Source organism: Duganella rivi (genome assembly GCF_009857435.1).
In the GTDB taxonomy this organism is placed as follows: Bacteria; Pseudomonadota; Gammaproteobacteria; order Burkholderiales; family Burkholderiaceae_D; genus Rugamonas; species Rugamonas rivi.
Genome location: NZ_WWCK01000005.1, coordinates 130,214 through 154,232 on the forward strand (window position 1 = coordinate 130,214; position 24,019 = coordinate 154,232).

Sequence of the window (24,019 nt, forward strand, 5' to 3'; positions counted from 1 at the left end):
TTCAATGGCCAAGTTCTTCATCGACCGCCCGGTGTTTGCATGGGTGATCGCCCTCTTCATCCTGCTTGGCGGGATGCTGGCGATTACCGTGCTGCCGGTGTCGCAATACCCGACCATCGCCCCGCCATCCATCGTGGTGACGGCCAACTATCCCGGCGCCACCGCGCAAGTGCTGGACGACGCCGTCACCAGCGTCATCGAGCAGGAGATGAACGGCGCCGACGGCCTGCAGTACGTCGAATCGCAAAGCGAGGCCAGTGGTGCGGTGACCATCACCGTCACCTTCGTCCCCGGCACCAATCCCGACCTGGCGGCGGTGGATGTACAGAACCGCATCAAGCGCGTGGAATCGCGCTTGCCGGCAGCTGTGACGCAGCAAGGCGTGCAAGTCAACAAGGCACGCTCCAATATCCTGATGTTCGTCGGCCTGACCTCGACCGATGGCCGCCTCGATCCGACCGGCTTGGGCGACTACATGGCGCGCAACGTGGTCAACGAAATCAAGCGTATTCCCGGCGTGGGCCAGGCGCAGTTGTTCGGCACCGAGCGCGCCATGCGCGTCTGGGTCGATCCGCAAAAGCTGATCGGCCTGAAAATGAATATGGCGGACGTGACGGCGGCGATCCGCGCGCAAAATACGCAAGTCACCTCCGGCACGCTGGGCGACTTGCCTAGCCCTGCTCAGCAAACCTTCTCCGCGCCGATTGTGGTGACGGGCCAGCTGTCGTCCACCACGGAGTTCGGCCAGATCGTGCTGCGCGCGAATCCCAACGGTTCGCTGGTGCGCTTGAAAGACGTGGCGCGCGTAGAGATGGGCGGCGCCAACTTCAACATCAACGCGCGCTTGAACGGCGCGCCGTTCTCCGCGATTGCAGTACAGCTTTCGCTGACCGGCAATGCGCTGCAAACCGCGACTGCCGTCAAAGAGAAAATGGAGCAGCTGGCAAAGTACTTCCCGCCCGGCGTGAAGTACACCATCCCTTACGACACCTCGCTGTTCGTCAAAATCTCGATCGAGGAAGTGGTGAAGACGCTGCTGGAAGCGGTGGTGCTGGTGTTCCTCGTGATGTATCTGTTCCTGCAAAATATCCGCTACACGCTGATCCCGACCATCGTGGTGCCGGTGGCGCTGATGGGTACTTTCGCGGCGATGCAGCTGTTCGGTTTCTCCATCAACGTGCTGACCATGTTCGGCATGGTGCTGGCAATCGGTATCCTGGTCGATGACGCCATCGTGGTGGTGGAAAACGTCGAGCGCATCATGAGCGAAGAAGGCTTGTCGCCGCGCGACGCCACGCGCAAAGCCATGGGCCAGATCACCGGCGCGATTATCGGCATTACGCTGGTGCTGGTGGCTGTGTTTATCCCGATGGCCTTCTTCGGCGGTGCGGTCGGCGCGATCTACCGCCAGTTCTCGCTGGCGATGGTGTCGGCCATGCTGTTCTCCGCGCTAATGGCGCTGACCTTAACACCGGCCTTGTGCGCTACCATGCTCAAGCCGGTGCAGGCCGGCCATCACCACGAGAAGAAAGGCTTCTTCGGCTGGTTCAACCGCAAGTTCGCGGTGACGGCGACCGGCTACCAAGGCGTGATTGCCAATATCCTCAAGCGCACCGGCCGCTATCTCGTGATCTTCGCGCTGCTGTGCGGCGTGGTGGGCTGGCTGTACGTGAAGCTGCCGTCGTCCTTCCTGCCGAATGAAGACCAGGGCTACTTGATCGCCAACGTGCAGCTGCCGGCGGGCGCCTCGACCAGCCGCACGCAAGCCGTGCTGGCGCAGGCCGACGCCTACTTCCGCAAGCAGCCGGGCGTGGCGCGCACCATCGCGGTGGCGGGCTTCTCGTTCTCCGGTAACGGCCAGAATGCGGGCCTGGTGTTTATTCCGCTGAAGGACTGGAAGGAACGCGGCCCGGATCAATCGGCGCAAGCGATTGCGCAGCGCGCGTTTGGCGCCTTGTCCAGCATCCCGGATGCGGTAATCTTCCCGCTAAGCCCTCCGCCGATCCGCGAGCTGGGTAACGCCACCGGCATCACGGCGCGCCTGCAAGACCGCAGCGCGCAGGGCCACAATGCGCTGGTCGCGGCGCGCAACCAGTTGCTGGGTCTTGCGGCCAAGAGCGAGGTTCTGAAAGGCGTGCGGCCGGAAGGTTTGGAGGACGCGCCGCAGCTGCAAGTCGATATCGACCGCGAGAAAGCCAATGCGCTGGGCGTGTCCTTCGCCGACATCAACGCCATGATGTCGACCGCGCTGGGTTCCTCGTACGTGAACGACTTCGCCAGCAGCGGGCGCCAGCAGCGTGTGATCGTGCAGGCCGACGCGCCGCGCCGCTTGCAGCCGCAGGACATCATGCAGCTTAACGTGCGCAGTTCCAGCGGAACCATGGTGCCGTTCTCCTCGTTCGCTTCGTCGCACTGGATACAGGGTGCGGTGCAGCTGGTGCGCTACAACGGCTATCCGGCCATCAAGCTGACCGGCGATGCGGCGCCGGGCCGTTCGACCGGCGAAGCGATGGCCGAACTGGAACGCCTGGCGGAGCAACTGCCGCCGGGCTTCGGCATCGAATGGACTGGCCAGTCGCTGGAGGAAAAGACCTCAGGCTCGCAAGCGCCGATGCTGTTTGCGCTGTCGCTGCTGGCCGCCTTCCTGGTGCTGGCGGCGCTATATGAAAGCGAATCGATCCCGATAGCGGTGCTGCTGGTGGTGCCGCTGGGCGTACTCGGTGCGCTGCTCGGTGCGCACCTGCGCGGTCTGCCGAATGACGTCTACTTCAAGGTCGGCCTGATTGCCATCATCGGCTTGTCGGCCAAGAACGCGATTCTGATTATCGAGTTCGCGAAGGACTTGCAGGCGCAGGGCAAGGGACTGATTGAGGCGACGCTGGAAGCGGTGCATTTGCGCTTCCGTCCTATCATCATGACGTCGCTGGCGTTTATCCTGGGCGTGCTGCCGCTGGTGATTGCGACCGGTGCGGGATCGGCCAGCCAGCGCGCCATCGGCACCGGCGTGATGGGCGGGATGATTACGGCGACCGTGCTGGCGGTGTTCCTCGTGCCGGTGTTCTTCGTGGTGGTGCGCCGCATCTTCAAGGGCAGCGAGCGTCAACGCAAACTGGCCGCACATGAACTGAATGATAAAAACCATGAAACCTATGACTAAGCCCGTTCCGCGCTCGGCAGCGCTGCTGGCCGTACCGCTGGCAGCAGCGCTGCTCTCCGCCTGCTCGATGGCGCCGACCTACGAGCGCCCTGCCGCGCCGGTGGCGAATGCTTACGCCTTCAACCCATCCGGCACCGCCGCCAAGACCGGCTTTGCCACCAACCTCGCCGGCCCCGGCCAGAAAGCCGCGGTGGATACCGGCTGGCGCGAGTTCTTCATCGACCCGCGCTTGCAGCAGTTGATCGCCGCCGCGCTGGAAAACAACCGCGACCTGCGCACCGCGGTGCTGCGCATCGAAGAGGCGCGCGCCCTGTACAACATCCAGTCCGCCGACCGCCTGCCGAACGTGAACCTCAGCGCGGCGGAGACGCGCGCCAAGACGCCGGCCTTCCTGTCCTCCAGCGGCCAGTCCACCATCGGCAAGCGTTACGACGTGGGCGCTTCGGTCTCCTCGTTTGAACTGGACTTCTTTGGCCGCGTTAAAAGCCTGAACGATGCAGCACTGGCGACCTATCTCGCCACCGAAGAAGCACGCCTCGCCGCGCAGATTGCGCTGGTGTCGCAAGTCGCGCAGGCCTACTACACCGAGCGCGCCTACGCCGAGCAATATGCACTGGCGCAGCAAACCTACGAAGCGCGCGCACGCACCTACAAGCTCACGCAACAGCGCGCCGAGGTGGGAGCATCATCGCGCCTCGACCTGCGCTCCAACGAAACGCTGATGGAAACCGCGCGTGCTTCCGCACTGGCGCTTGCCCGCCAGCGCGCACAGGCCGAGAACGCACTCACGCTGCTGGTCGGCCAAGCCCCAGCGGCGGCGGCATCCGGCGCCATGCCGAGCGACCTGCAACTCACCGCCATGCACGCGATCCCGGAAGGCCTGCCGTCCGACCTGCTAACCCGCCGTCCCGACATCCGCGCCGCCGAGCAGCGCCTGAAAGCCGCCAACGCCAACATCGGCGCGGCGCGCGCCGCCTTCTTCCCGCGTATCAGCCTGACGGCGGCGCTAGGCAGCAGTAGCCCGTCGCTGCACGGCCTATTCGACAGCGGCTCCGGTAGCTGGTCGTTCGCGCCGCAACTGACGCTGCCGATCTTTGACGCCGGCCGCAACAGCGCCAACCTGACGCTGGCCGAAGTCCGCAAAAACATCGCCATTGCCGACTACGAAAAAACCATCCAGACCGCCTTCCGCGAAGTCGCCGACGCCTTGGCTGCGCGCGACTACGTCGGCGAGCAGGAAGCCGCCCAGCGCGCCGTGCAAGAAGCCCAGGCCGACCGCCTCAAGCTGCTGCAACTGCGCTTCGACAACGGCGTCGCCAGTTCCCTGGACGTGCTGGACGCCCAGCGCGAACTATTCAGCGCCCAGCAAGCGCTGGTTCAAGCCCGCCTGCTGCGCACCACCAGCGCGATAGACCTGTACCGCACCCTCGGCGGCGGTGTAAAGTAAAATCGGGGTCAGTTCTGCCAATCGCACACGAGCTCAACTATGCGCGGTTGAGCTCGTGTGCGATTGGCAGAACTGACCCCAAATTTTTGGATGTTTTATGACTTCTCCTATTACCATCCGCCTCGGTCAGCGGGCGCGCCAGCGAATTGCCGCCGAGGGCGTGCAGGCTGCCGACATGGCGATTGTTCCTGCGGCCGCCGGCGGCCCGAAAGGCCTGATCCTGCATGGCCTGGATTGCTGGATGTTTGGCGAATTTTTCAAGGCCGCGCCGCGCCAGCGCAAGCTGATCGGCGCGTCGATCGGCGCGTGGCGCATGGCCGCTTCGGCGTTTCAGGATCCGGTGGCGGCCCACAAGCGCCTGGCGCGCCTGTACGCCGGCCAGCGCTATCCGAACAAGGTGACCGCCGCCTACGTGTCGCAAACCTGCCGCGCCCTGCTCGATGAGCTGCTGGACGGCCGCGCGCACGAGGCAATCAGCCACCCGGACCATCACGTCTCCATCATCACCATACGCGGCATCGGCGCGCTGGCCGGCACCAACGGCGCGCGCTGGCGCGAGATGGCCGGCTTCCTGCTGGCCGCAGCCGGTAACGCGGTTTCGCGCAAGCGCCTCGCCGCCTCGATGGAACGCGTGATCTTCCACGACCAGCGCGACGACGCCCGCTGGCTGCGCGACGACTTCGACGCTTTCGCCGGCCACTTCGTCGGCCTTAAAACCGAGAACCTGCGCGATGCGCTGCTTGCCTCCGGCTCCATCCCGCTGGTGCTGGAAGCGGTGACCAACATCGCCGGCGCTCCCGGCGGTGCTTATTGGGACGGGGGGCTGATCGACTACCACCTGCACCTGCCCTATCAGCGCGATCCCGGCCTGGTGCTCTACCCGCACTTCAACGACTACATCGTGCCGGGCTGGCTCGATAAGTCGATGCCGTGGCGGCGCGCGCGCGATCACGCGCTGGATAACATGATCCTGATTTCGCCGTCCGCCGATTTTGTGCGCAAGCTCCCCAACGCCAAGCTCCCGGATCGCAAGGACTTCAAGGTCTACGGCCAAAACCACGACCACCGCAACCGCGACTGGCTGCAAGCCATCGGCGAGAGCGAGCGCATGGCCGAAGCTTTCGCCCGCTGGTGCGAAAAGCCCGACCTGAAACAGGCCGCCAGCTTCTAACTGTTCCCAAAATGCGACAGAAGCGATGCAAGTAGCCGCTCTGTCACAGGACAGGCGCATACTTAACTCCCGCATGCTCGTTGGGAGTGAAGATCATGAACGTTCTGTCGCAGATGCGCATAGGTACTCGTCTCGCTTTCGGTTTCGCCGTGGTGCTGCTGCTAGCGATCCTTGCCACATCGGTCGCGCTGGTCAACGCCCGCGCCAACGCGCAAGCCACGCGCGCCATGATGGAGCAGCCGCTCGCCAAGGAGCGCCTGGTCTCCGACTGGTACGTGCTGATTTACTCGGCCATCGCCCGCACCGCGCTGATCGCCCGCAGCAGCGACGAAAAACTCTCCGACACCTTTGCCGATGTCATTGCCGGCAGCACCAAGCGCGGTGGCGAGTTACTCGGCCAGATCAAGGAACTGCTCTCCACTGATGAAGAGCGCAAGATTTACGAAGAGATAACGGAGCTGCGCAACAAGTACCAAAAGGGCAAGACCGAGGTAATGAACGCCCGCAAGGCCGGCGACGGCGCCAAGGCCGAGCAGCTATTCAAGGACGTGTTCACGCCCGCTGCCGATGCCTATCAAAACCGCGTCAAGAGCTTCCTCGGCATGCAGCGCAAGGCAATTGACGATACTGCGCACGCCATCGATGCCGCCAATGACCGCGCCAACGGTTTGCTGATGCTGCTGGCAGTGCTGATGGTCAGCATCGGCTCCGTCGCTGCCTGGATTATTTCGCGCTCGATCACGGTGCCGCTGAAGTCTGCCGTCGATATCGCCGCCACGGTGGCCAACGGCGACCTCACAACGCAATTCACCTCGCAGACCAACAAGGACGAAATCGGCGACTTGATGAAAGCCCTGCGCGGCATGAACGATTCGCTGCGCGAGGTGGTGAGCCAAGTGCAGATCGGCACCAACACCATCGCCACGGCATCCAACGAAATCGCGTCCGGGAATATGGATCTGTCGCAGCGCACCGAGGAGCAGGCTAGCTCGCTGGAAGAAACCGCATCGTCAATGGAGCAGCTTACCTCCACCGTGCGCCAGAACGCGGAGAACGCCAAGCAGGCCAACCAGCTGGCGCAAGCTGCGTCCGAGGTAGCAGAGAAAGGCGGCGCAATCGTCGGTCAAGTGGTGAGCACCATGGGATCGATCAACGATTCGTCGCGCAAGATTTTCGACATTATCAGCGTGATTGACGGTATCGCGTTCCAGACCAATATCCTCGCGCTGAATGCAGCGGTGGAAGCAGCGCGCGCGGGCGAGCAAGGGCGCGGCTTTGCGGTGGTGGCGTCCGAGGTGCGCAATCTGGCGCAGCGTTCGGCCGGTGCGGCCAAGGAGATCAAGGAGTTGATCGGTAACTCGGTCGAGCAAGTGGATATCGGCCAGAAGCTGGTGCAGCAAGCCGGCAGCACCATGGACGATGTAGTGACCAGCGTGCGCCGCGTTACCGACATCATGGGCGAGATTACGTCGGCCAGCAGCGAGCAGAGTATCGGCATCGATCAGGTCAACACCGCGATCGGCCAAATGGATAGCGTGACGCAGCAGAACGCCGCGCTGGTGGAGCAAGCCGCAGCAGCGGCGGCCAGCATGCAGGAACAAGCCACCAAGCTGGCCGACGTGGCGTCGTCGTTCAAGCTAGGGCACGATGGCCTGCGCGCCACCTTGGCCGCTCCGGCAAAACGCCTCAGCCCTTCAAGAATAGCTCTTGCAAGTCATTGAGGAAGCGCTGGCCTAACTCGGTCGGCTTGATGATCTTGTAATCGCGGTAGAGCAGTCCCTTGGCCTCTGCCGCGTTGAGCTGCTTCTCAATCGCGTTGATGCTCAAGCCAGTACGCTCGCTGAACAGATTCGGATCAAAGCCGCCATGCAGGCGCAAGGTGTTGAGCATGAACTCAAAGCCCATATCCTCGCGCTGGATTTCGTACTCTTCCTGCACCGGGGCACCAAGTTTGGTCTGCTCCATGTAAGCCTTGGGCTGCTTGTAGCGCGCCTGGCGCAGGATGCGATGCGGGAACGACAGCTTGGAATGCGCACCCGCGCCGATGCCGAGGTAATCGCCAAACTCCCAGTAGTTCAAGTTGTGGCGCGCGCGACGGCCTTCTTTTGCGTAGGCCGAAATCTCGTACTGGTTGTAGCCATTGGCCTTGGTCAGTTCCGCGATCATGTCCTGCATGTCGGCGCTGGTGTCGTCGTCCGGCAGCGATGGGGGATACTTGGCGAACAGCGTGTTCGGCTCCATCGTCAGGTGATACAGCGACAGGTGCGGCGGGTTGAATGCCATCGCCGTCTCCACGTCGTGACGCGCTTCTTCCAGCGTTTGCGACGGCAGTGCGTACATCAGATCCAGATTGAAGTTATCGAAGTTGGCCAGTGCGATTTCCACCGCGCGCTTGGCTTCGTTGTCATCATGGATGCGGCCGAGCGCTTTCAGGTGACGCTCGTTGAAACTCTGGATACCGATCGACAGGCGATTCACGCCGCTGGCGCGATACGACTTGAACTTCTCCGCCTCGAAGGTGCCGGGATTGGCCTCCATCGTGATCTCGCAGTCGCTATCGAGCGGCAGCAAGGTGCGCACGTCGGACAGCAAACGATCCAGCCCTGCGGCCGACATCAAACTAGGCGTGCCGCCGCCGATGAAGATGGTGTAAATCTTGCGGCCCCAGATCAGCGGCAGCGCCATTTCCAGGTCGGTGCGCACCGCGTCCAGGTATTCCTGCTCGGGGAACGCGCCGCCATCCTTGGCCTCGTGCGAATTGAAATCGCAATACGGGCACTTGCGCACGCACCAAGGGAAGTGGATGTACAGCGACAACGGTGGCAAAGCCGTCAGGTTCAGCGCACCGCCTTGCAGGTATTTCGCAGCGACGCCGGCAGCCTCGCTGATGTCGGCCGCTGGCTTGGTGGCTGGCGTATTAAGGCCGACGATTTTAATCGGGATCATTTCAGTTTCTCTACCAGTGCGCGCAGGGCCTGGCCGCGATGCGACAAAGCGTTCTTTTCATCGGCACTCAGCTCGGCAGCGCACTTGCCCAGCGAAGGAATGTAGAAATAAGGATCGTAGCCGAAGCCGCCATCGCCGCGAGGCGTATCGATCATCACGCCGTTCCAGCGGCCGTCGGCAATCACCGGCTGCGGATCGTCGGCGTGGCGCACGAACACCAGCACGCAGTAGTAATACGCGGACTTGTCTTCATGCCTGGCCAGTTCCGCGATCATCTTCTCGTTGTTGCGGGCGTCCGATTTCGGCTCGCCGGCAAAGCGCGCCGAATACACGCCGGGCGCACCGCCCAGCGCATTCACGCACACGCCGGAATCGTCGGCCAGCGCCGGCAGCCCGGTCAGGCGCGAAGCGTGGCGGGCTTTTTGCAGTGCATTTTCGACAAACGTGTGAAAAGGTTCATCCGCTTCGGGCACGTTGTATTCGCCCTGCGCGTGGACGGAAAAGCCCACGGTGGACAGGAGTTCGTTGAACTCCTTGAGTTTGCCCTTGTTGTTGGAGGCGAGGATAAGGCGTTGAGTCATGGCGCTATTTTACCCTGCGATGCCCAAGGCTTGCTTTTGCAGCTTGACCAGATCAGCGATGCCGGCTTGCGCGAGATCGAGCAGACGGTTCATGCCGGCGCGGTCAAACGCTGCGCCTTCGGCCGTACCTTGGACTTCGATGAAGTGGCCGGCGTCGGTCATCACCACGTTCATATCGGTGTCGCAGCCCGAGTCTTCGATGTAGTCGAGATCCAGCACCGGCACGCCTTGGTAGACACCGACCGAGATCGCGGCCACGAAGTGCTTGAGCGGGATCGCTGGAATCGCGCCGCGCGCGGCCAGCTTGGAGAAGGCGTCGTACGCCGCCACCATGGCGCCAGTGATCGATGCGGTGCGGGTGCCGCCGTCGGCCTGGATCACGTCGCAATCGAGGTGCAGCGTGCGCTCGCCGAAGGCTTCCAGGTCGAATGCGGCGCGCAGCGAGCGGCCGATCAGGCGCTGGATCTCTTGCGTGCGGCCCGACTGCTTGCCCTTGGCCGCCTCGCGGTCCATGCGGCTGTGCGTGGAGCGCGGCAGCATGCCATATTCGGCGGTCAGCCAGCCCTGCCCTTTGCCCTTCAAGAAGCCCGGCACTTTTTCTTCAATGCTGGCGGTGCAAATCACCTTGGTGTCGCCGCACTCGATCAGCACCGAGCCCTCGGCGTGCTTGGTGTAGTCGCGGGTCAGACGCAGCGTGCGCAGCGCATCAACGGCGCGGCCGCTTGGACGGGTTACATCGGTCATTGCATTTTCCTTATTTGAGAATTTGGGAGGATTTTTCGATTGCACCGCGGATCTCCGCGATGGCTTTTTCAATTTCGTCGTCATCGAAGGCATCGGCTTCCAGCGGCGCATCTGAGGCCAGCGGTGGCGCCGTGTCGCGGATGGTGGTGCTGTGCAGGTCTTCCGGCAGCGCCTCGGTCGAGATGATGGTAGACGCCAGCGGATCCATGCTGTCCACCACCGAGCTGCCCTGCCACATGATGGCCAGCGCGGTGACGTTGTCGCTGGCGTCGCCCGCTGCGCGCAGCGCGGCTTGCAGCATGTCCGGCACGGCGCGCACCACGGTTTGCGCGTGCAGCCGGCGCAGAATTTCATCGTCCGGCAGCATAGACCACAAACCGTCGGAACACAACAGCACCAGGTCTCCCGGCAGCATGCCCGCGCCGCCGGCGACTTCCACGCGCGGCGGCGTGTCGGCGCCGAGGCAGTTCCATAGCTTGTTGCGGTCTGGGTGGGTGGCGCGTTCGGACGGCAGTGCCAGTCCTTTGGCGATCAGGTTCTCAACGTGCGAATGGTCGCGCGTGCGGCCGAGAATTTGACCGCCGCGCATCCAGTACAGGCGCGAATCGCCGCAATGCGCCCACGTCGCCGTGTTGTGCTGAATGAGACAAGCGACGATGGTGGTACGCGGCGTTTCGGACAGCTGATGCGCGTGGCGGTAGGCGTGAATATCAAGGTGGGCGGCCTGCAAGGCATCTTCCAGAAAGCGCTGCGGCTTTTTCACGTAGGGCTGCGCCTGTTGCTGGAACATGGTGGAGATGGTTTGCAGCGCCACGCTGGCCGCAATCTCGCCGCGCAGGTGGCCGCCCATGCCGTCGGCCAGCACCAGTAGCAGCGCGTCGCGCGTGAAGCTGTAGCCCATGCGGTCTTGATTGACCTTGCGGCCGCCGATATGACTTTCCTGATACACGGAGAATTGCATGATTCAGTCCTTATCAAGTCAGACCTGTGTATCCGGCCCGGGCTTCGCGCGCGCTGTACCGCCGCCGCCCAAGCGGCCCACCAGTCCGCGCAGCTTGTCCAAGATAGATTGCGACTGCGGCGCCGACGGCGCGGCGGGCTTCGCGGCGCGGGCTTGCAGCACCTTCTGCAAGGCGAACAGGCTCTGCGGGCGATCGAGTGGATCGATCTGCAAGCACCAGCGCACCAGCTGCACCAGCTCCGGCGAATACTGGCCTTCCAGCTTTTCAAAGTGGCCGGCCATCTTGTCTTCAATCTTGCGCTGGTCGGCCGGTTGCGGCGGCGAGCCGACCATGCAGGCAAACATCGACGCGCCGATGCTGTAGATATCGGTCCACGGCCCCATGCCGGTTTTGGCGTACAGCTCCGGCGGCGCAAAGCCGGGCGTGTACATCGGCGTCAGCGTCGGCATATCGGTGTTGATGGTTTGACGCGCGGCGCCAAAGTCCAGCAGCATCGGCGTGCCGTCGGTGCGCAGGTAGATATTGGCCGGCTTCAGGTCGAGGTGCAGCAGCTTGTTGGCGTGGACTTCGCGCAGGCCTTTCACCGCTTGCGTAAAAATCGTGCGGATAAAAAGCTCGCCGACTTTCACGCCCTTGCCGCGCTGGCGCTGGATATGTTCTTGCAGCGAGTGGCCCGATTCATAGGCCATCACCATGTAGACGGTTTCGTGCGCGCGGAAGAAATTGAGCACGCTTACAACATTCGGGTGGGAGATGCGGGCCAGCGCCCGGCCCTCTTCGAAAAAGCACTTGAGACCGATGCGAAACACCGGCAGATTGGCCTTGGAGACGGCCGGCACCAGCTCGCCTTCCTGCCGCAGTGCCAAAGAACTAGGCAAATATTCCTTGATTGCGACAGCCACACCCTCGCTATCGTATGCAAGGTAAACAATACTGAACCCACCGGACGCAATTTTCTTTACAATGCGATATCCAGCAATTTCCAGACCATCTGGTAGGGGGGCGTTGTTTTGTGCAGCCATAAGGTTCCTCGCCTCGACAAACCGGATTGTGTGGATAAATCACTGTTTTGTAAAGATTAAATCGGGGATATCCATTGAGCATTTCCAGCATGACGGGCTACGCGGTCGCCACCAGTGAAAGTGCGGCGGGAACACTGACCATTGAAATCAAGAGTGTGAACTCACGGTTTTTGGACTTGCAGTTCCGAATAAACGACGATTTGCGTGCGCTTGAACCCGATTTACGCTCCGCCATCATGGCCGCCATCACGCGCGGCAAGGTGGAGCTGCGCCTGAGCTTTGGCCGCAAGGCCGCCACCGCCGGCACGCAGGCGCTGAACCTGCCTTTATTAACCGAATTGCAACGCCTGCAAAGCGAAGTCGGCGGCTTGTTCCCCGGCGTGCAAACGATGTCAGTAGCAGAACTACTGCGCTGGCCGGGCGTGATCGAGGAAGCGCAGATCGGCCAGGAGTCGCTGCAAGCCGACGTGGCCGCCCTGACCGCGCGCACGGTGGAAGCGTTTGTCCAGAGCCGCCAGCGCGAGGGCGCGGCGCTGGAAGCCATGCTGATTTCGCGGATTGAGGCCATGGAAGGCATCGTCAAGCGCATCACGCCGCTGATTCCGCAAGTGGTGGCGGCGTTCCAGCAAAAGGCTGTGGAGCGCATGCAGGATGCACTGGGCCTGGCTTGCCAGGGTTCGAATTCGGCCCTGTCGAAGCAAGATGCGCTGGAACGGATTCGCCAGGAAGTGATCTTGTACGGCATCCGTATCGACGTGGCGGAAGAACTGGGCCGCCTGTCCGCGCACCTGGCCGAGACCCGTCACATCCTGAAAAAAGGCGGCCAAGTCGGCAAGCGCCTGGACTTCATGATGCAAGAGCTGAACCGCGAAGCCAACACGCTGGGCGCGAAAGCCTCGGTCAAGGAACTGGCCGACGCCTCGATGGAGCTCAAGCTGCTGATCGAGCAGATGCGGGAACAGGTTCAAAACCTCGAATAAATCAAAGGAGCTTCGGCTCCTTTTTTTTTCGCCCCGATTATTCACGTACGTGCATAAAGCTTTCGCCATTAGCTGATTTATCCAACAATGATGTGGCGCTACAGTGGAGTCATTCCAACTTTTACTGAAAGCGAAACATCATGAAAAACGCTAGCCAATTACTGCATGCCTACCTGGACAATATTCAGGATCCAGCCGCCGCAGCAGCTTTGTTTGCCGAAGATGGCGTGCTGGAACTGCCTACGCTGGGCCCGGATGTTCGTGCGGTCGGCCCTGTCGCGATCGAAGCCTTCATCGGTGGACTGCTGAAGAAAGTGCCGGACTTCCGTTTCAAAGACGTCCAGCTGTTCATTGAAACCGGCGACCAGGCCTTCGGCGAATACAGCGTCGAAGTCGAAGTCCCCTCCACCGGCAAAATCTACAAGCAAACCTACGCCGGCCGTCTGGTCGCCAAGGACGGCAAAATCCAGCTCCTGCGCGAAGCCCTCGACACCCTGGCCGCCGCCAAGGCCTTCACGCCGGATTGATTAAACGAGCTGGTTTAGCTTGAGGATTTGGACGTCGGCTTTGCCGCCGACGGATTTGAGCAGTTCCTGGAAGTGCGGCGTGGCTTCGTGTTCGGCCAGTGCAGCTTCGTCGCGCCATGCTTCCAGCATGATGAAGCTGGCGTGGTTGCCGAGGTCGATGTGCAGGTCGTAGCGGATGCAGCCGGCTTCGGCCCGGCTGAGCGGTACGATGCGTTCCAGTGCTTCGCGCACCAGTACTTCGTGGCCTTCTTTGGCGGTGATGGTGGCGACGATGATCAGGTCTTTCATGCTATATCCTGTGTAGACTTAAACCTCGATACTATCAGGAGATGGAAGATGGCGCAGATCAGGGCCGGCATCGGCGGTTGGGACTTCGCACCTTGGCGCGACACGTTCTATCCCAAGGAGGTGCCGATCAAGAAGCAGCTCGAATACGCCAGCTCGCAAGTTACCAGCATCGAAATCAACGGCACCTTCTACCGTACCGCCAAGCCCGAACACTTCGCCAGTTGGGCCGCCAAGACGCCCGACGATTTCGTCTTCGCGGTGAAAGCCACGCGCTACGCCACCAACCGCAAGGTGCTGGCCGAAGCCGGCGAATCGATCGAGCGTTTCATGGACAGCGGTCTCACCGAGCTGGGCGACAAGCTCGGCCCGATCCTGTGGCAACTGGCCAACACCAAGCAGTTCGATCCCGACGACCTCGCGGCCTTCTTCAAGCTGCTACCGACAAAGCTTGGCGCGCGCAAGCTGCAGCACGTGCTGGACGCCCGCCATCCGAGCTTTTTATGCGAGGAATATCTGAAGCTGGCGCGCAAGCACAAGATCGCCACCGTCATCACCGATTCCCCCAAATATCCGAACTTTGAAGAGTCCACCGGCGAGTTCGTCTACGCCCGCCTGATGAACGCGCAAAGCGAGATCGAAACCGGCTACACCAAGCCGGCCCTGAAGAAATGGGCGGCGCAAGCACAGCAATGGCAGCAGCACAGCAAGTCGGGCAAGGTCTACGTCTACTTCATCAACGGCGCCAAGGAGCGCGCGCCCGCCGCAGCGCAGCATTTCCTCTCCTTGTTGTAAATTGAACTCCCGCCGTTGCTCTTGGTAAAATACGTCTTTGGGCGATGGAAAACGCCGCCCGCTGACGATTTTGAAAGATCAACCATGAGCTCAACCAACGCATTTTCGGGCAGCCTGTTCGTCGTGGCCGCGCCGTCGGGCGCCGGCAAGTCGACGCTGGTCAACGCGCTGCTGGCGCAGGAACCGACCATCAAGCTGTCGATTTCCACCACCACCCGCGCGCCGCGTCCGGGCGAAACCCACGGCAAGGAGTACTACTTCACCAGCGCCGAAGATTTCGTCGCCCGCACCAAGAACGGTGAGTTCCTCGAATGGGCCGAAGTGCACGGCAATTACTACGGCACCTCGCGCCTGATGGTGGAAGAACAGATGAAATCCGGCACCGACGTGCTGCTGGAAATCGACTGGCAAGGCGCGCGCCAGGTGAAGAAATTGTTCCCGCAAGCGGCCGGCATTTTCATCTTGCCGCCGTCGATTGCAGCGCTGGAAGAACGCCTGAATAAACGCGCCACCGACGAGCCGCACGTGATCACCAAGCGCCTGCTGGCGGCAGGCGGCGAAATCGCCCACGCCCCTGAGTTCGAGTATGCTATTATCAACGAAGAATTCGACGTAGCGCTGTCGGAATTGACGGCGATAGTCCGAGCGGCCCGTTGCCGGTTTGCGCAACAAGCGGCACGCAACGCCTCGCTCTTTGCCCAACTGGGCATCCACGCTGAATAAATAAATACACAAGATTTTAGGAGTTATAGATGGCCCGCATTACGATTGAAGATTGTCTGAAAAACGTACCTAACCGTTTCCAGCTGACCTTGGCCGCGACCTACCGCGCCCGCCAACTGCTGCAAGGCCACACCCCAAAGGTCGAAGCCAAGGACAAACCTACCGTCGTCGCCCTGCGTGAAATCGCTGCCGGCAAAGTCGGTCTGGAAATGTTGAAAAAAGTCCCAATGTAAGTTGGGACCGCGTTCCCGAACAATGTGAATGATGCGGTATAGTAGTACTAGACATTCTCATCGAGACGGAACGCGAACGTATGAATCTGATTCCTGCAGATCCTACTCTAAGTGACAAGCCCGCACGGGCAAAAAAGCCGGCCCAAAAGCCGGCCGTTGTCATGCCTGGAGCTGCAGCCAGCGATAGCACTGCCAACCTGTCCGCACCACCTGTTCCTCCCCCTGCCCCACCCGTGATTTCCTCGTCGCCCCTGGCCACGCCTCCTGCCTTGACGGCCGGTGTAGCGTCGGTGTCCCATTTGACCGAAAAACTTGCTGAATACATGAACGCCGCCGACCTGAAAAAGGTCAAGGAAGCGTATCGCTTTTCGGACGAAATGCACCTTGGGCAGTTGCGCAAGTCGGGCGAGCCTTACATCTCGCACCCGATCGCCGTAGCGGAAATTTGCGCCGACTGGAAGCTGGACGCGCAAGCCATCATGGCCGCGCTGCTGCACGACGTGATGGAAGACCAGGACGTCAAGAAGGAAGAGCTGATCGAGCGCTTCGGCGCGCCGGTGGCGAATCTGGTGGATGGCTTGTCCAAGCTGGAAAAAATCGAGTTCCAAAGCCAGATCGAGGCGCAGGCGGAAAACTTCCGCAAGATGCTGCTGGCCATGGCCTCGGACGTGCGCGTGATCCTGATCAAGCTGGCCGACCGCCTGCACAATATGCGCACCATGGATGTGATGAAGCCGGCCGCCAAGGCCCGCATCTCCAAGGAGACCATGGAAGTGTACGTGCCGATTGCGCACCGTCTCGGCCTGAACAATATCTACCGCGAATTGCAGGATCTGTCGTTTGCGCACCTGTTCCCGCTGCGTTATCGCACGCTGGGCAAGGCCGTGAAAGCGGCGCGCGGCAATCGCCGCGAAGTGGTCAAGAAGATCCTGGAATCGGTAAAGAATACGCTGGCCATGGCCAATATCGAGGCCGAGGTGTATGGCCGCGAGAAAACCCTGTACGGCATCTACAAGAAAATGCGCATCAAGCACCTGTCGTTCTCGCAGGTGCTGGACGTGTACGGCTTCCGCGTGGTGGTCGACAGCTTCCCGAATTGCTACGTGGCGCTGGGCACCCTGCACTCGCTGTACAAGCCGATGCCGGGCAAGTTCAAGGATTACATTGCGATCCGCAAGCTGAACGGCTACCAGTCGCTGCACACCACGCTGATTGGCCCGTACGGCACGCCGGTCGAATTCCAGATCCGCACGCAGGAAATGCATCGCACCGCCGAATCGGGCGTGGCGGCGCACTGGCTGTACAAAAACGGCGAAGCGAATATGTCGGACTTGCAGCAGCGTACCCACGCGTGGCTGCAATCGCTACTCGACATCCAGCAGCAGACCGGCGACTCGGCCGAGTTCCTCGAACACGTCAAGGTCGACTTGTTCCCGGATTCGGTCTACGTGTTCACGCCGAAATCGAAAATCATTGCGCTGCCGCGCGGCGCGACGCCGATCGACTTTGCGTACGCGATCCACACCGGCATTGGCGATCACACGGTGTCGGTCACCATCAATAATGAACCGGCCTCGCTGCGCACTGAGCTGCGCAATGGCGATATCGTGGAGATTGTGACGGATTCGACCTCGCGGCCTAGCCCAAGCTGGCTGTCGTTCGTGCGTACCGGCAAGGCGCGCTCGGCGATTCGCCATCACCTGCGCACGATCAATTTGCCGGAGTCGATTGCGCTGGGCCAGCAGCTGTTGTCACATGCGCTGACCTCGCTGGGCGTGAGCCCGGAACTGGAAGAGCACCTGGTCGAGCGGCTGTTGAAAGAGTCGAGCGCCAAGTCGCTGGATGAGCTGTATGCCGATATCGGCGTCGGCAAGCGCATGGCGGCGCTGGTGGCACGCCATATCTTTGGTCTGCGCGGTGGCGAGTCGGCCAGTGCGCCGATTGATCACAACAGCGCGGCTGAGCTGGATCCGGTTACCATCTGCGGTAGTGAAGGCGTGTCGGTGCAGTTGGCGCCGTGCTGCCTGCCGATTCCGGGCGATTCGATTATCGGGCAGTTGCGCCGCGATCAGGGCTTGCTGGTGCACACGGCGGACTGCATGCAGGCAAAGCGCCAGAAGGCCAAGGAGCCGGATCGCTGGATCGCGGTCAAGTGGGGCACCGAGTTGAATCGACGTTTCGACAGCCGCATCAAGCTGCTGATCAACAACGAGAAAGGCATTCTGGCGCGTGTGGCGGCGGAGATCGGCGAATCGGATGCCAACATCACTTACGTCGGCATGGACGAGGATAAAGAACACGTGCTGCACCAGTTGCGCTTCACCGTGCAGGTGAAGGATCGCGTGCACCTTGCGGGATTGCTGCGCAACGTGCGCCGCGTGGCCGGCGTCAACCGCATCCTGCGCGAGCGTAGCTGACCCCGCACTGCCACGCCAACCCGCACTGCCACGCGGGGTCTGACCCCGTACGGGGTCAGACCCCTAAGTGGTACGGCATGCGTATCGCTTAAGTTCGCGGGGTGGACGCGATGAAACCCTTATCCCCAAGAACCCCATTCCCATTCGCGGCAGCGCGAATTTCTGCAATCTGCATTGGGGTAAGGGTTTCCTGAAACAGCCTCATATACGCCTGCCGTCGCTCAGAGTCATTCATTCCCAAGCGCATATACACCGAATGCGGCGTCACTACCCCATCCCGCCTCCCCTCCGCATTCGAACGATAACTCGACCACTTGTAATTCCCCGGAAACCGCACCATCCCCGCCCTCACCGGGTTCATCTCGATATACCGCTGACACGTCAGCAAATACCCTTCCGTCTGTACCAGACAACTCTTATACCGCCCATCCCAAGGCGATCCCGTCGCCTGATGACGATGATTGAAATACTGCGCATACTTCTGCGTCACGCCCTTCATCATCCCAGCCAGCCGCTCAGCATCATCCACACTCACCAACAAATGCAGATGATTACTCATCAACACATACGCATGCACATCGCAGCCCGCGATCACCGCCTCCTCATGCAGCCACTGCCGAAACACGACAAAATCATCATCAATAAAAAAGCACTGCTGCCGGTCATATCCGCGCTGAATCACATGCAGCGGAACCGCCGGCAATACCAACCGTGAATGTCGAGGCATGATATCTCTCCCAAAGTGTCTCGCCAAACTAGCAAGCCTGGGAAGGCCACGCTCTGATACCGCTCAATAAGGCGTGTACCAGTACGCCTTGTTCGACAGCGGGGTTTGCGGGGAAAGCAGAGGGTTGTCGACACGGAAGATGCGGCGCTTGCGCAGGCCGGCTTTCTCGATCAAGCCGTCGTAGAATTCGTGGAAGAGGTGGTCGAAGCGGCCGTCCGCAATCAGCATCTGCATGCCGTACTCCAGCCGCTGCGCCAAGCGTTTCTGCCCGCCTCCCAGGAAGAAGTAGCGCGGCGATGGCACGTACAGCGCAAAGCTGCGCTCCACGATCAAGGTGGGGAAGTTGGGCTGATAGGCTTCCTGCTCGTAGATAGCCTCATCAATCGCGCGCGGAAAATATTGGAAGCGCCCCGCCGCCAGCATGCTGTGCAGCCCAGCCGAGGTGCTGCCCTCCACCACGTTGAAGCCCGCTTGCTTGTAGGTCGTGGTCAAGCTCCATTGCCGCCCGGCGCCCAGCGTGAGCGCTTTCAATTGATCCAGCGAGCGTACGGCGTTAAATAAATCCTGGTTGCGGCTGTCGATCAGCGAAATCCGATAGCACGAGATCCCTTTGTCGATGGGAATGCGGATCGGAAGCAGCTTTTGCTCCCACTCCTGCGACGTCACTTGCCCGCTCAGGTTGACCAGCTCACCCTTGATCATTTCTTGCAGTAGCCGGTCGCGCTCCATGCGCATCGGCGCGACGCGGAATGCGTACGGGCCGTATTTGGCGCTGGACGCATCCAGGGCCGCCGTCACCAGCCGCAGCACGTGGCTGTCGCTGAAGCTGGATTTGCTGGAGTTCATGTCGAGCGTGTAGATATCAACCGCCCACGCCACACCCTGCCAGCCCAGCAGCGCCAGCATACGCAACAGCTTAATCGGCAACCGGCGCAGGATAGCGCACCTCCAGAATATCCAGCTCTTCGACGCCGTGCGGCGCCTGGAAGGTGATGGTGTCGCCCTCGCGCGCCTTGGTCAGCGCGCGCGCCACCGGCGCAACCCAACTGATCTTGCCGTTCAGCGGATCCAGCTCATCAATGCCGACGATGGTGATGGTGCGCTCCTCGCCGTCCTGATTGCTGTAAGTGACGGTCGCGCCGAAGAACACCTGGTCGCTGCCATAATGGGCGCTCGGGTCAACAATGAAGGCCGAGTCCAAGCGCTTGGTGAGAAAACGGATGCGGCGGTCGATCTCGCGCAGGCGGCGCTTGCCGTAGATGTAGTCGCCGTTTTCCGAGCGGTCGCCGTTGGACGCGGCCCAGTGCACGATCTTTACAACCTCGGGACGCTCGACGTCGATCAGTTGCAACAGCTCGTCCTTGATGCGCTGATAGCCCTCGGGGCGGATGTAATTCTTGGAGCCAGCCGGAATCGCCAAGGCCAGCGCCGCGGCCTCGTCATCCTCGTCTCCGTCAGATTCTTTGACAAATGCTTTATTCATACGGATTATTGTAACGGCTTTCACGTATGATACATGCCGCAGCAATAACAGCAGGACATCACGCGTGCGATGCCCTGCCGGTGGCCGTCACAATTAATTTGTCGGCAGCGTTACCGTTACTGTCTTGACAGCACTCTTGATGCCATCTGCTTGTGCATCCAGGTCAAACACGCCACTGGTCAGTCCTGTCAGCGTGTAGCTCCAATTTCCCTGGGAATCAGCAACGATACTGGCGGAAGTCAGCCAGCCGGTATCGCGATTGACTGCGGTCAGCAGGACCGTAGCGCCCGGCGACGCAACGCCCGTCAATGGCAACTCGGGTTTATCCCAAGTAGCCTCTTGTGGCAACACTATCGTCGGCACGACCGCATCCGAGATTGCTGCACTCACGCTCATGGATGGAATCACCGAGTAGTAGACGTCAGCGCTGGTGACGGTATGCGTCAGATTCGCAGTGTGCAATCCTTCCGCTACGCCATCTTGTACAGCTTGAACGCTGATGACCTGCGGAGTACTCCAGTTCAGCGGCGTAAAGGTGAGTTCAGTACGCGCGAGAGCCAATTGGCTGCTCGTTGCCACTTTCACTTTCACATCGGAGGTAGGTGCCTGCGTCAGCACCGCTGTGTACGTGCCGGCGATCCCGCCTTCCGTGAGTGCCAACTGCTTGGTCGAAAGTTTCACATCTGGCGCAACGCCCATATCGACATACCCCATGCATTGGCCACCGCCAGCGGCAGCGGTGCGTGCACAGTTAAACACCACGTAGCGCCCGTCGGAACTCATGCGAGGATAAGTAGATGAGCTCACTCCTGGAGCTGGAATACTGCGAGTCATCTTAGTCCAACGGTCATAGACCTTCACTGTGATGTTTGCATAGGCCACATATCGCCCATTGCCACTGAGCGCATTCATGTAGAGATTCGTAGTCAAGTTACGGTCCATCAATTCAGTCACGCCGCTACGACGATTACGCACATAGATAGCTAATGCATTCGGACCAGCGGGGGTAACCAGTTGATTATCGTTCGATACAAAGGCAACTGTCATCCCATCATCACTAGCCGAAACGTCGCGTATGCCATATAAGCCGCGCCCTCCATTAGGCCGCAAACTCTGGATCTCTGTGATGCCAGTGGTTCTATCAAACACTAAAAGTTCTACAGGTGTCTGATTTACATCGAACCGGCCAGTGTAGGTAATCAAGCGCCCATCGTCACTGATATACATCCGCGACTCACCTGGAACGCCTGCATATTGAGCCGTCGTTGTCGTTGTCGTCTTATTGACTAAATCGCGTACGTGGATCTTCCAAGCGCGAGTCGTTGTATTCGCTGTCCTAAAAACAAGGTAGCGTCCATCTTTACTTAGCCCTGTAAAAGCAAGCACTAGTGGTATATCACTCCCGAGATCCGGAACAAGCTCAGTCCGATTAGCGATACGGTCATAGACGAAATACCCTACATTGGCGGTCGTCACAGCGCCCATCTCGGTGGCACGGCAACCAAATGCGACGTAGCGGCCATCGCCGCTCATGACAGGCGAATCACAGGCAGCATTTACCGGGCTACCGTCAGTGACACGTAGATTTGCCTGCACATCTTGACCAGTGACGGTATCGCGAACATAAATGTTAATGAAACCACCCACGCCAACGCGATAAGCGATATATCGGCCGTCGTTACTAACCGATGGATTCGCGGGGGTATTGCTATTCGGCAAAGGAATAATGTTGACGATAGGGTCGGGTACTGCTAACGCCGCCGAGCACGCGCCGAGCAGGGAGGCCACGAGAACGCCACGAGCTACCTTTTGAGTTTGCATGAATCTTCCTTATAAAAGTTCCAAAAAAAGAAATTTCCACAGAGAAATATAGCTGAAATTACATAAAAAGTAACTACTGCTCAGTGAAAAAAAATCACCGGGAGATCTAACGGCTTTGCCGTATCATTCATGCCATGAGTGCAACACCCCTCCCCCAAGGCGACTTACAGTCGCTACGCGCCGAACTGGAGCAAGTGCGCGCGCGCTTTGACGCCATCGTTTCCAATACGCCCGGACTGGTCTACCAGTTCGTGCTGCATGCCGACGGCACGGTCAATTTCCCCTATCTCAGCGACGGTTGCCAAGCCCTGCTCGGCTTGACCGCCGCCGAATTGCATGCCGCGCCGCAGCGCTTCGTAGAGCTGATTCTTGAAGACGACCGCCAGTCTTACCGCGAGGCCATGCACACCTCGGCCACTGCGCTGTGGAGCTGGAACTGGGAGGGCCGGATCTGGGTCGATGCGTGGAAGGACGTGAAGTGGATTAATCTGCGCTGCACCCCGCATACGCTGCCGGACGGCGCGGTGCGCTGGGACGGCATCATGACGAATATCACCGATAGCAAGCTGGAGCAGCTGGAAGTGCGCCACTCGCGCGCCCGCCTCGCCGAGCTGAGCGCCCACACCGACCGCGTCAAGGAACAGGAACGCACCCGCATCGCGCGCGAGATTCACGACGAACTGGGCGGCAATCTCACCGCCATCAAGATGGCCGTCGCCATGCTGGCGGCGCGGCTCGATGGCGCCGACCCAGCCCTGCAAGAGAAAACCGATTACGTTGATTCGCTGGTTGACCGCACCATCGAAGCCATCCACCGCATTTCGCTCGACCTGCGCCCGGCCCTGCTCGACCTCGGTCTGGTGGCGGCGCTGGAGTGGCAAGTGGGCGAGTTCGGCAAGCAAACCGGCATCCACAGCAGTTTCAGCACCAACCACCGCGACATCGGCCTCGACAACGACCAAGCCACTGCCCTGTTCCGCATCGCGCAGGAAGCGCTGACCAATATCGCCAAGCACGCCCACGCCAGCAAGGTCACGGTCAAGCTGGCGCGGCTGCGCCATCACGTCAGCCTGAAAATCGCCGACAACGGCAGCGGCATTCGCCAGGCCGACCGCGCCAAGCCTGACTCATTCGGCCTGCGCGGCATGGCCGAGCGCGCCCGCGCTTTGGGCGGGACGTTGACGCTAAGCCACGCCAATGGCGGCGGCACGGTGGTCGCCATCAAAATAAAGCGCGATACGGTACGCGATAGCCTCATCGCAGCCGCTGCTGGCGCTACAATAGCGGAAGAAAACATTTCCACGACGAAATAATGTGTAGGGATTCATGACAGAAAAAGCCATCATCAAGGTCTTCATCGCGGATGACCACGCCATTGTGCGAGAGGGCTTGAAGCAAATTCTGGCGGAGACGCGCGACATCGTGGTCGCGGGCGAAGCTGAAAACGGACTGGACGCCATCAAGCTGTTCCGCAAGTCCGAGTGCCAAGTGATGCTGCTCGACATCTCGCTGCCTGACCGCAACGGTATCGAGGTGCTGAAACAAATCAAGAAGGAAAAGCCGGAGCTGGCAGTGCTGATGCTGTCCATGCACCGCGAGGATCAGTACGCCATTCGCGCGCTGAAAGCCGGTGCGGCCGGCTATTTGACCAAGCAAAGCGCGCCGAAGGAGCTGGTGACGGCGATCCGCCAGGTGGCAAGCGGCCTCAAGTACATCAGCGCGGCGCTGGCGCAGGAGCTGGCCAACCACGTCAACGACGACCACGAAGCGCCGCTGCACGAGACCCTGTCCGACCGCGAGTATCAAACCCTGACCATGATCGCCTCCGGCAAGACGGTAGGCACCATCGCCAAGGAATTATCGCTGTCGGTCAAGACAGTGAGCGAGTACCGGGCCCGGCTTTTGGTTAAAATGAAGCTAAAAAACAGCGCTGAATTAACCCACTACGCAATCAAAAATCAGCTCATTGAATGAGCAAGGGTTAAGATAGGCATACGG

At 60.6% G+C, this 24,019-nt stretch carries 22 protein-coding genes; 12 read left to right on the top strand and 10 right to left on the bottom strand.

Going from position 1 to position 24,019, the window contains the following annotated elements; genetic code table 11:
* Positions 1-4 precede the first annotated feature (4 nt).
* From GTP45_RS16725 to GTP45_RS16740, 4 genes are all read left to right on the top strand, one after another.
* Positions 5-3,157 (top strand): efflux RND transporter permease subunit, encoded by a 3,153-nt coding sequence (locus tag GTP45_RS16725; protein WP_161015022.1) that lies wholly within the window; start codon positions 5-7, stop codon positions 3,155-3,157.
* Entirely contained in the window at positions 3,150-4,604 is a 1,455-nt protein-coding gene (locus tag GTP45_RS16730; RefSeq protein ID WP_174821664.1) for an efflux transporter outer membrane subunit, read from the top strand. Before GTP45_RS16725 ends, GTP45_RS16730 begins: the two co-directional genes overlap by 8 nt.
* A 97-nt stretch (positions 4,605-4,701) precedes the next feature.
* A complete protein-coding gene (locus GTP45_RS16735) occupies positions 4,702-5,775 on the top strand; it encodes a patatin-like phospholipase family protein (protein ID WP_161015024.1) in 1,074 nt (357 codons plus the stop codon).
* Between the two features lie 95 nt (positions 5,776-5,870).
* Complete coding sequence (locus GTP45_RS16740; RefSeq protein ID WP_161015025.1) at positions 5,871-7,496, top strand: methyl-accepting chemotaxis protein; 1,626 nt, start codon at positions 5,871-5,873, stop codon at positions 7,494-7,496.
* Here GTP45_RS16740 and hemW read toward each other — a convergent pair.
* The 5 genes from hemW to GTP45_RS16765 are packed head-to-tail and all read right to left on the bottom strand — an operon-like array spanning position 7,462 to position 12,030.
* Complete coding sequence (gene hemW / locus GTP45_RS16745) at positions 7,462-8,721, bottom strand: radical SAM family heme chaperone HemW (RefSeq protein WP_161015026.1); 1,260 nt, start codon at positions 8,719-8,721, stop codon at positions 7,462-7,464. The two genes, GTP45_RS16740 and hemW, sit on opposite strands and share 35 nt — an antisense overlap.
* A complete protein-coding gene (gene rdgB / locus GTP45_RS16750) occupies positions 8,718-9,302 on the bottom strand; it encodes an RdgB/HAM1 family non-canonical purine NTP pyrophosphatase (RefSeq protein ID WP_161015027.1) in 585 nt (194 codons plus the stop codon). The genes hemW and rdgB overlap by 4 nt, the downstream gene beginning before the upstream one ends.
* A gap of 9 nt (positions 9,303-9,311) precedes the next feature.
* On the bottom strand, positions 9,312-10,046 hold the full coding sequence (rph, locus tag GTP45_RS16755; RefSeq protein WP_161015028.1) for a ribonuclease PH: 735 nt from the start codon (positions 10,044-10,046) through the stop codon (positions 9,312-9,314).
* A gap of 10 nt (positions 10,047-10,056) precedes the next feature.
* Complete coding sequence (locus GTP45_RS16760; protein ID WP_161015029.1) at positions 10,057-11,007, bottom strand: PP2C family protein-serine/threonine phosphatase; 951 nt, start codon at positions 11,005-11,007, stop codon at positions 10,057-10,059.
* Positions 11,008-11,025: 18 nt separating this feature from the next.
* Positions 11,026-12,030, bottom strand: coding sequence for a serine/threonine protein kinase (locus tag GTP45_RS16765; protein WP_161015030.1), 1,005 nt, complete (start codon positions 12,028-12,030; stop codon positions 11,026-11,028).
* Between the two features lie 89 nt (positions 12,031-12,119).
* Between GTP45_RS16765 and GTP45_RS16770 the strand changes: the two genes are divergently transcribed.
* Both GTP45_RS16770 and GTP45_RS16775 read left to right on the top strand, forming a co-directional pair.
* A complete protein-coding gene (locus GTP45_RS16770; protein ID WP_161015541.1) occupies positions 12,120-13,010 on the top strand; it encodes a YicC/YloC family endoribonuclease in 891 nt (296 codons plus the stop codon).
* 140 nt (positions 13,011-13,150) lie between these two features.
* Entirely contained in the window at positions 13,151-13,537 is a 387-nt protein-coding gene (locus GTP45_RS16775) for a nuclear transport factor 2 family protein (RefSeq protein WP_161015031.1), read from the top strand.
* Here GTP45_RS16775 and GTP45_RS16780 read toward each other — a convergent pair whose 3' ends face one another.
* On the bottom strand, positions 13,538-13,825 hold the full coding sequence (locus GTP45_RS16780) for a putative quinol monooxygenase (RefSeq protein WP_161015032.1): 288 nt from the start codon (positions 13,823-13,825) through the stop codon (positions 13,538-13,540).
* Positions 13,826-13,873: 48 nt separating this feature from the next.
* On the opposite strand from GTP45_RS16780, the gene GTP45_RS16785 reads away from it, so the two are divergent.
* The 4 genes from GTP45_RS16785 to GTP45_RS16800 all read left to right on the top strand — a co-directional run bounded on the left by GTP45_RS16785 (position 13,874) and on the right by GTP45_RS16800 (position 17,990).
* Entirely contained in the window at positions 13,874-14,617 is a 744-nt protein-coding gene (locus tag GTP45_RS16785; RefSeq protein WP_161015033.1) for a DUF72 domain-containing protein, read from the top strand.
* Between the two features lie 84 nt (positions 14,618-14,701).
* Positions 14,702-15,340 carry a guanylate kinase gene (gene gmk, locus GTP45_RS16790; protein ID WP_161015034.1) on the top strand — a complete coding sequence of 213 codons (639 nt, stop codon included), beginning with the start codon at positions 14,702-14,704 and terminating at the stop codon, positions 15,338-15,340.
* 29 nt (positions 15,341-15,369) lie between these two features.
* Positions 15,370-15,573 carry a DNA-directed RNA polymerase subunit omega gene (gene rpoZ / locus GTP45_RS16795; RefSeq protein WP_005665923.1) on the top strand — a complete coding sequence of 68 codons (204 nt, stop codon included), beginning with the start codon at positions 15,370-15,372 and terminating at the stop codon, positions 15,571-15,573.
* An 80-nt stretch (positions 15,574-15,653) separates the two neighbouring features.
* Positions 15,654-17,990, top strand: coding sequence for a RelA/SpoT family protein (locus GTP45_RS16800; RefSeq protein ID WP_161015035.1), 2,337 nt, complete (start codon positions 15,654-15,656; stop codon positions 17,988-17,990).
* A gap of 88 nt (positions 17,991-18,078) precedes the next feature.
* Here GTP45_RS16800 and GTP45_RS16805 read toward each other — a convergent pair whose 3' ends face one another.
* The 4 genes from GTP45_RS16805 to GTP45_RS16820 form a co-directional block, all read right to left on the bottom strand.
* Positions 18,079-18,717 (bottom strand): transposase, encoded by a 639-nt coding sequence (locus GTP45_RS16805; RefSeq protein ID WP_161015036.1) that lies wholly within the window; start codon positions 18,715-18,717, stop codon positions 18,079-18,081.
* Between the two features lie 63 nt (positions 18,718-18,780).
* Positions 18,781-19,623, bottom strand: a complete 843-nt coding sequence (locus tag GTP45_RS16810; RefSeq protein ID WP_161015037.1) for a hypothetical protein — start codon at positions 19,621-19,623, stop codon at positions 18,781-18,783.
* 10 nt (positions 19,624-19,633) lie between these two features.
* Positions 19,634-20,200 (bottom strand): transcription elongation factor GreB, encoded by a 567-nt coding sequence (gene greB / locus GTP45_RS16815; protein WP_161015038.1) that lies wholly within the window; start codon positions 20,198-20,200, stop codon positions 19,634-19,636.
* 93 nt (positions 20,201-20,293) lie between these two features.
* A complete protein-coding gene (locus GTP45_RS16820; RefSeq protein WP_161015039.1) occupies positions 20,294-22,021 on the bottom strand; it encodes a TolB family protein in 1,728 nt (575 codons plus the stop codon).
* Positions 22,022-22,155: 134 nt separating this feature from the next.
* On the opposite strand from GTP45_RS16820, the gene GTP45_RS16825 reads away from it, so the two are divergent.
* Together GTP45_RS16825 and GTP45_RS16830 are read left to right on the top strand one after the other, a co-directional pair.
* Complete coding sequence (locus GTP45_RS16825) at positions 22,156-23,334, top strand: sensor histidine kinase (protein WP_161015040.1); 1,179 nt, start codon at positions 22,156-22,158, stop codon at positions 23,332-23,334.
* A 13-nt stretch (positions 23,335-23,347) separates the two neighbouring features.
* The gene (locus tag GTP45_RS16830; RefSeq protein WP_161015041.1) at positions 23,348-23,995 is read left to right on the top strand and encodes a response regulator; all 648 of its coding nucleotides are present in this window, start codon (positions 23,348-23,350) and stop codon (positions 23,993-23,995) included.
* Positions 23,996-24,019 lie beyond the last annotated feature (24 nt).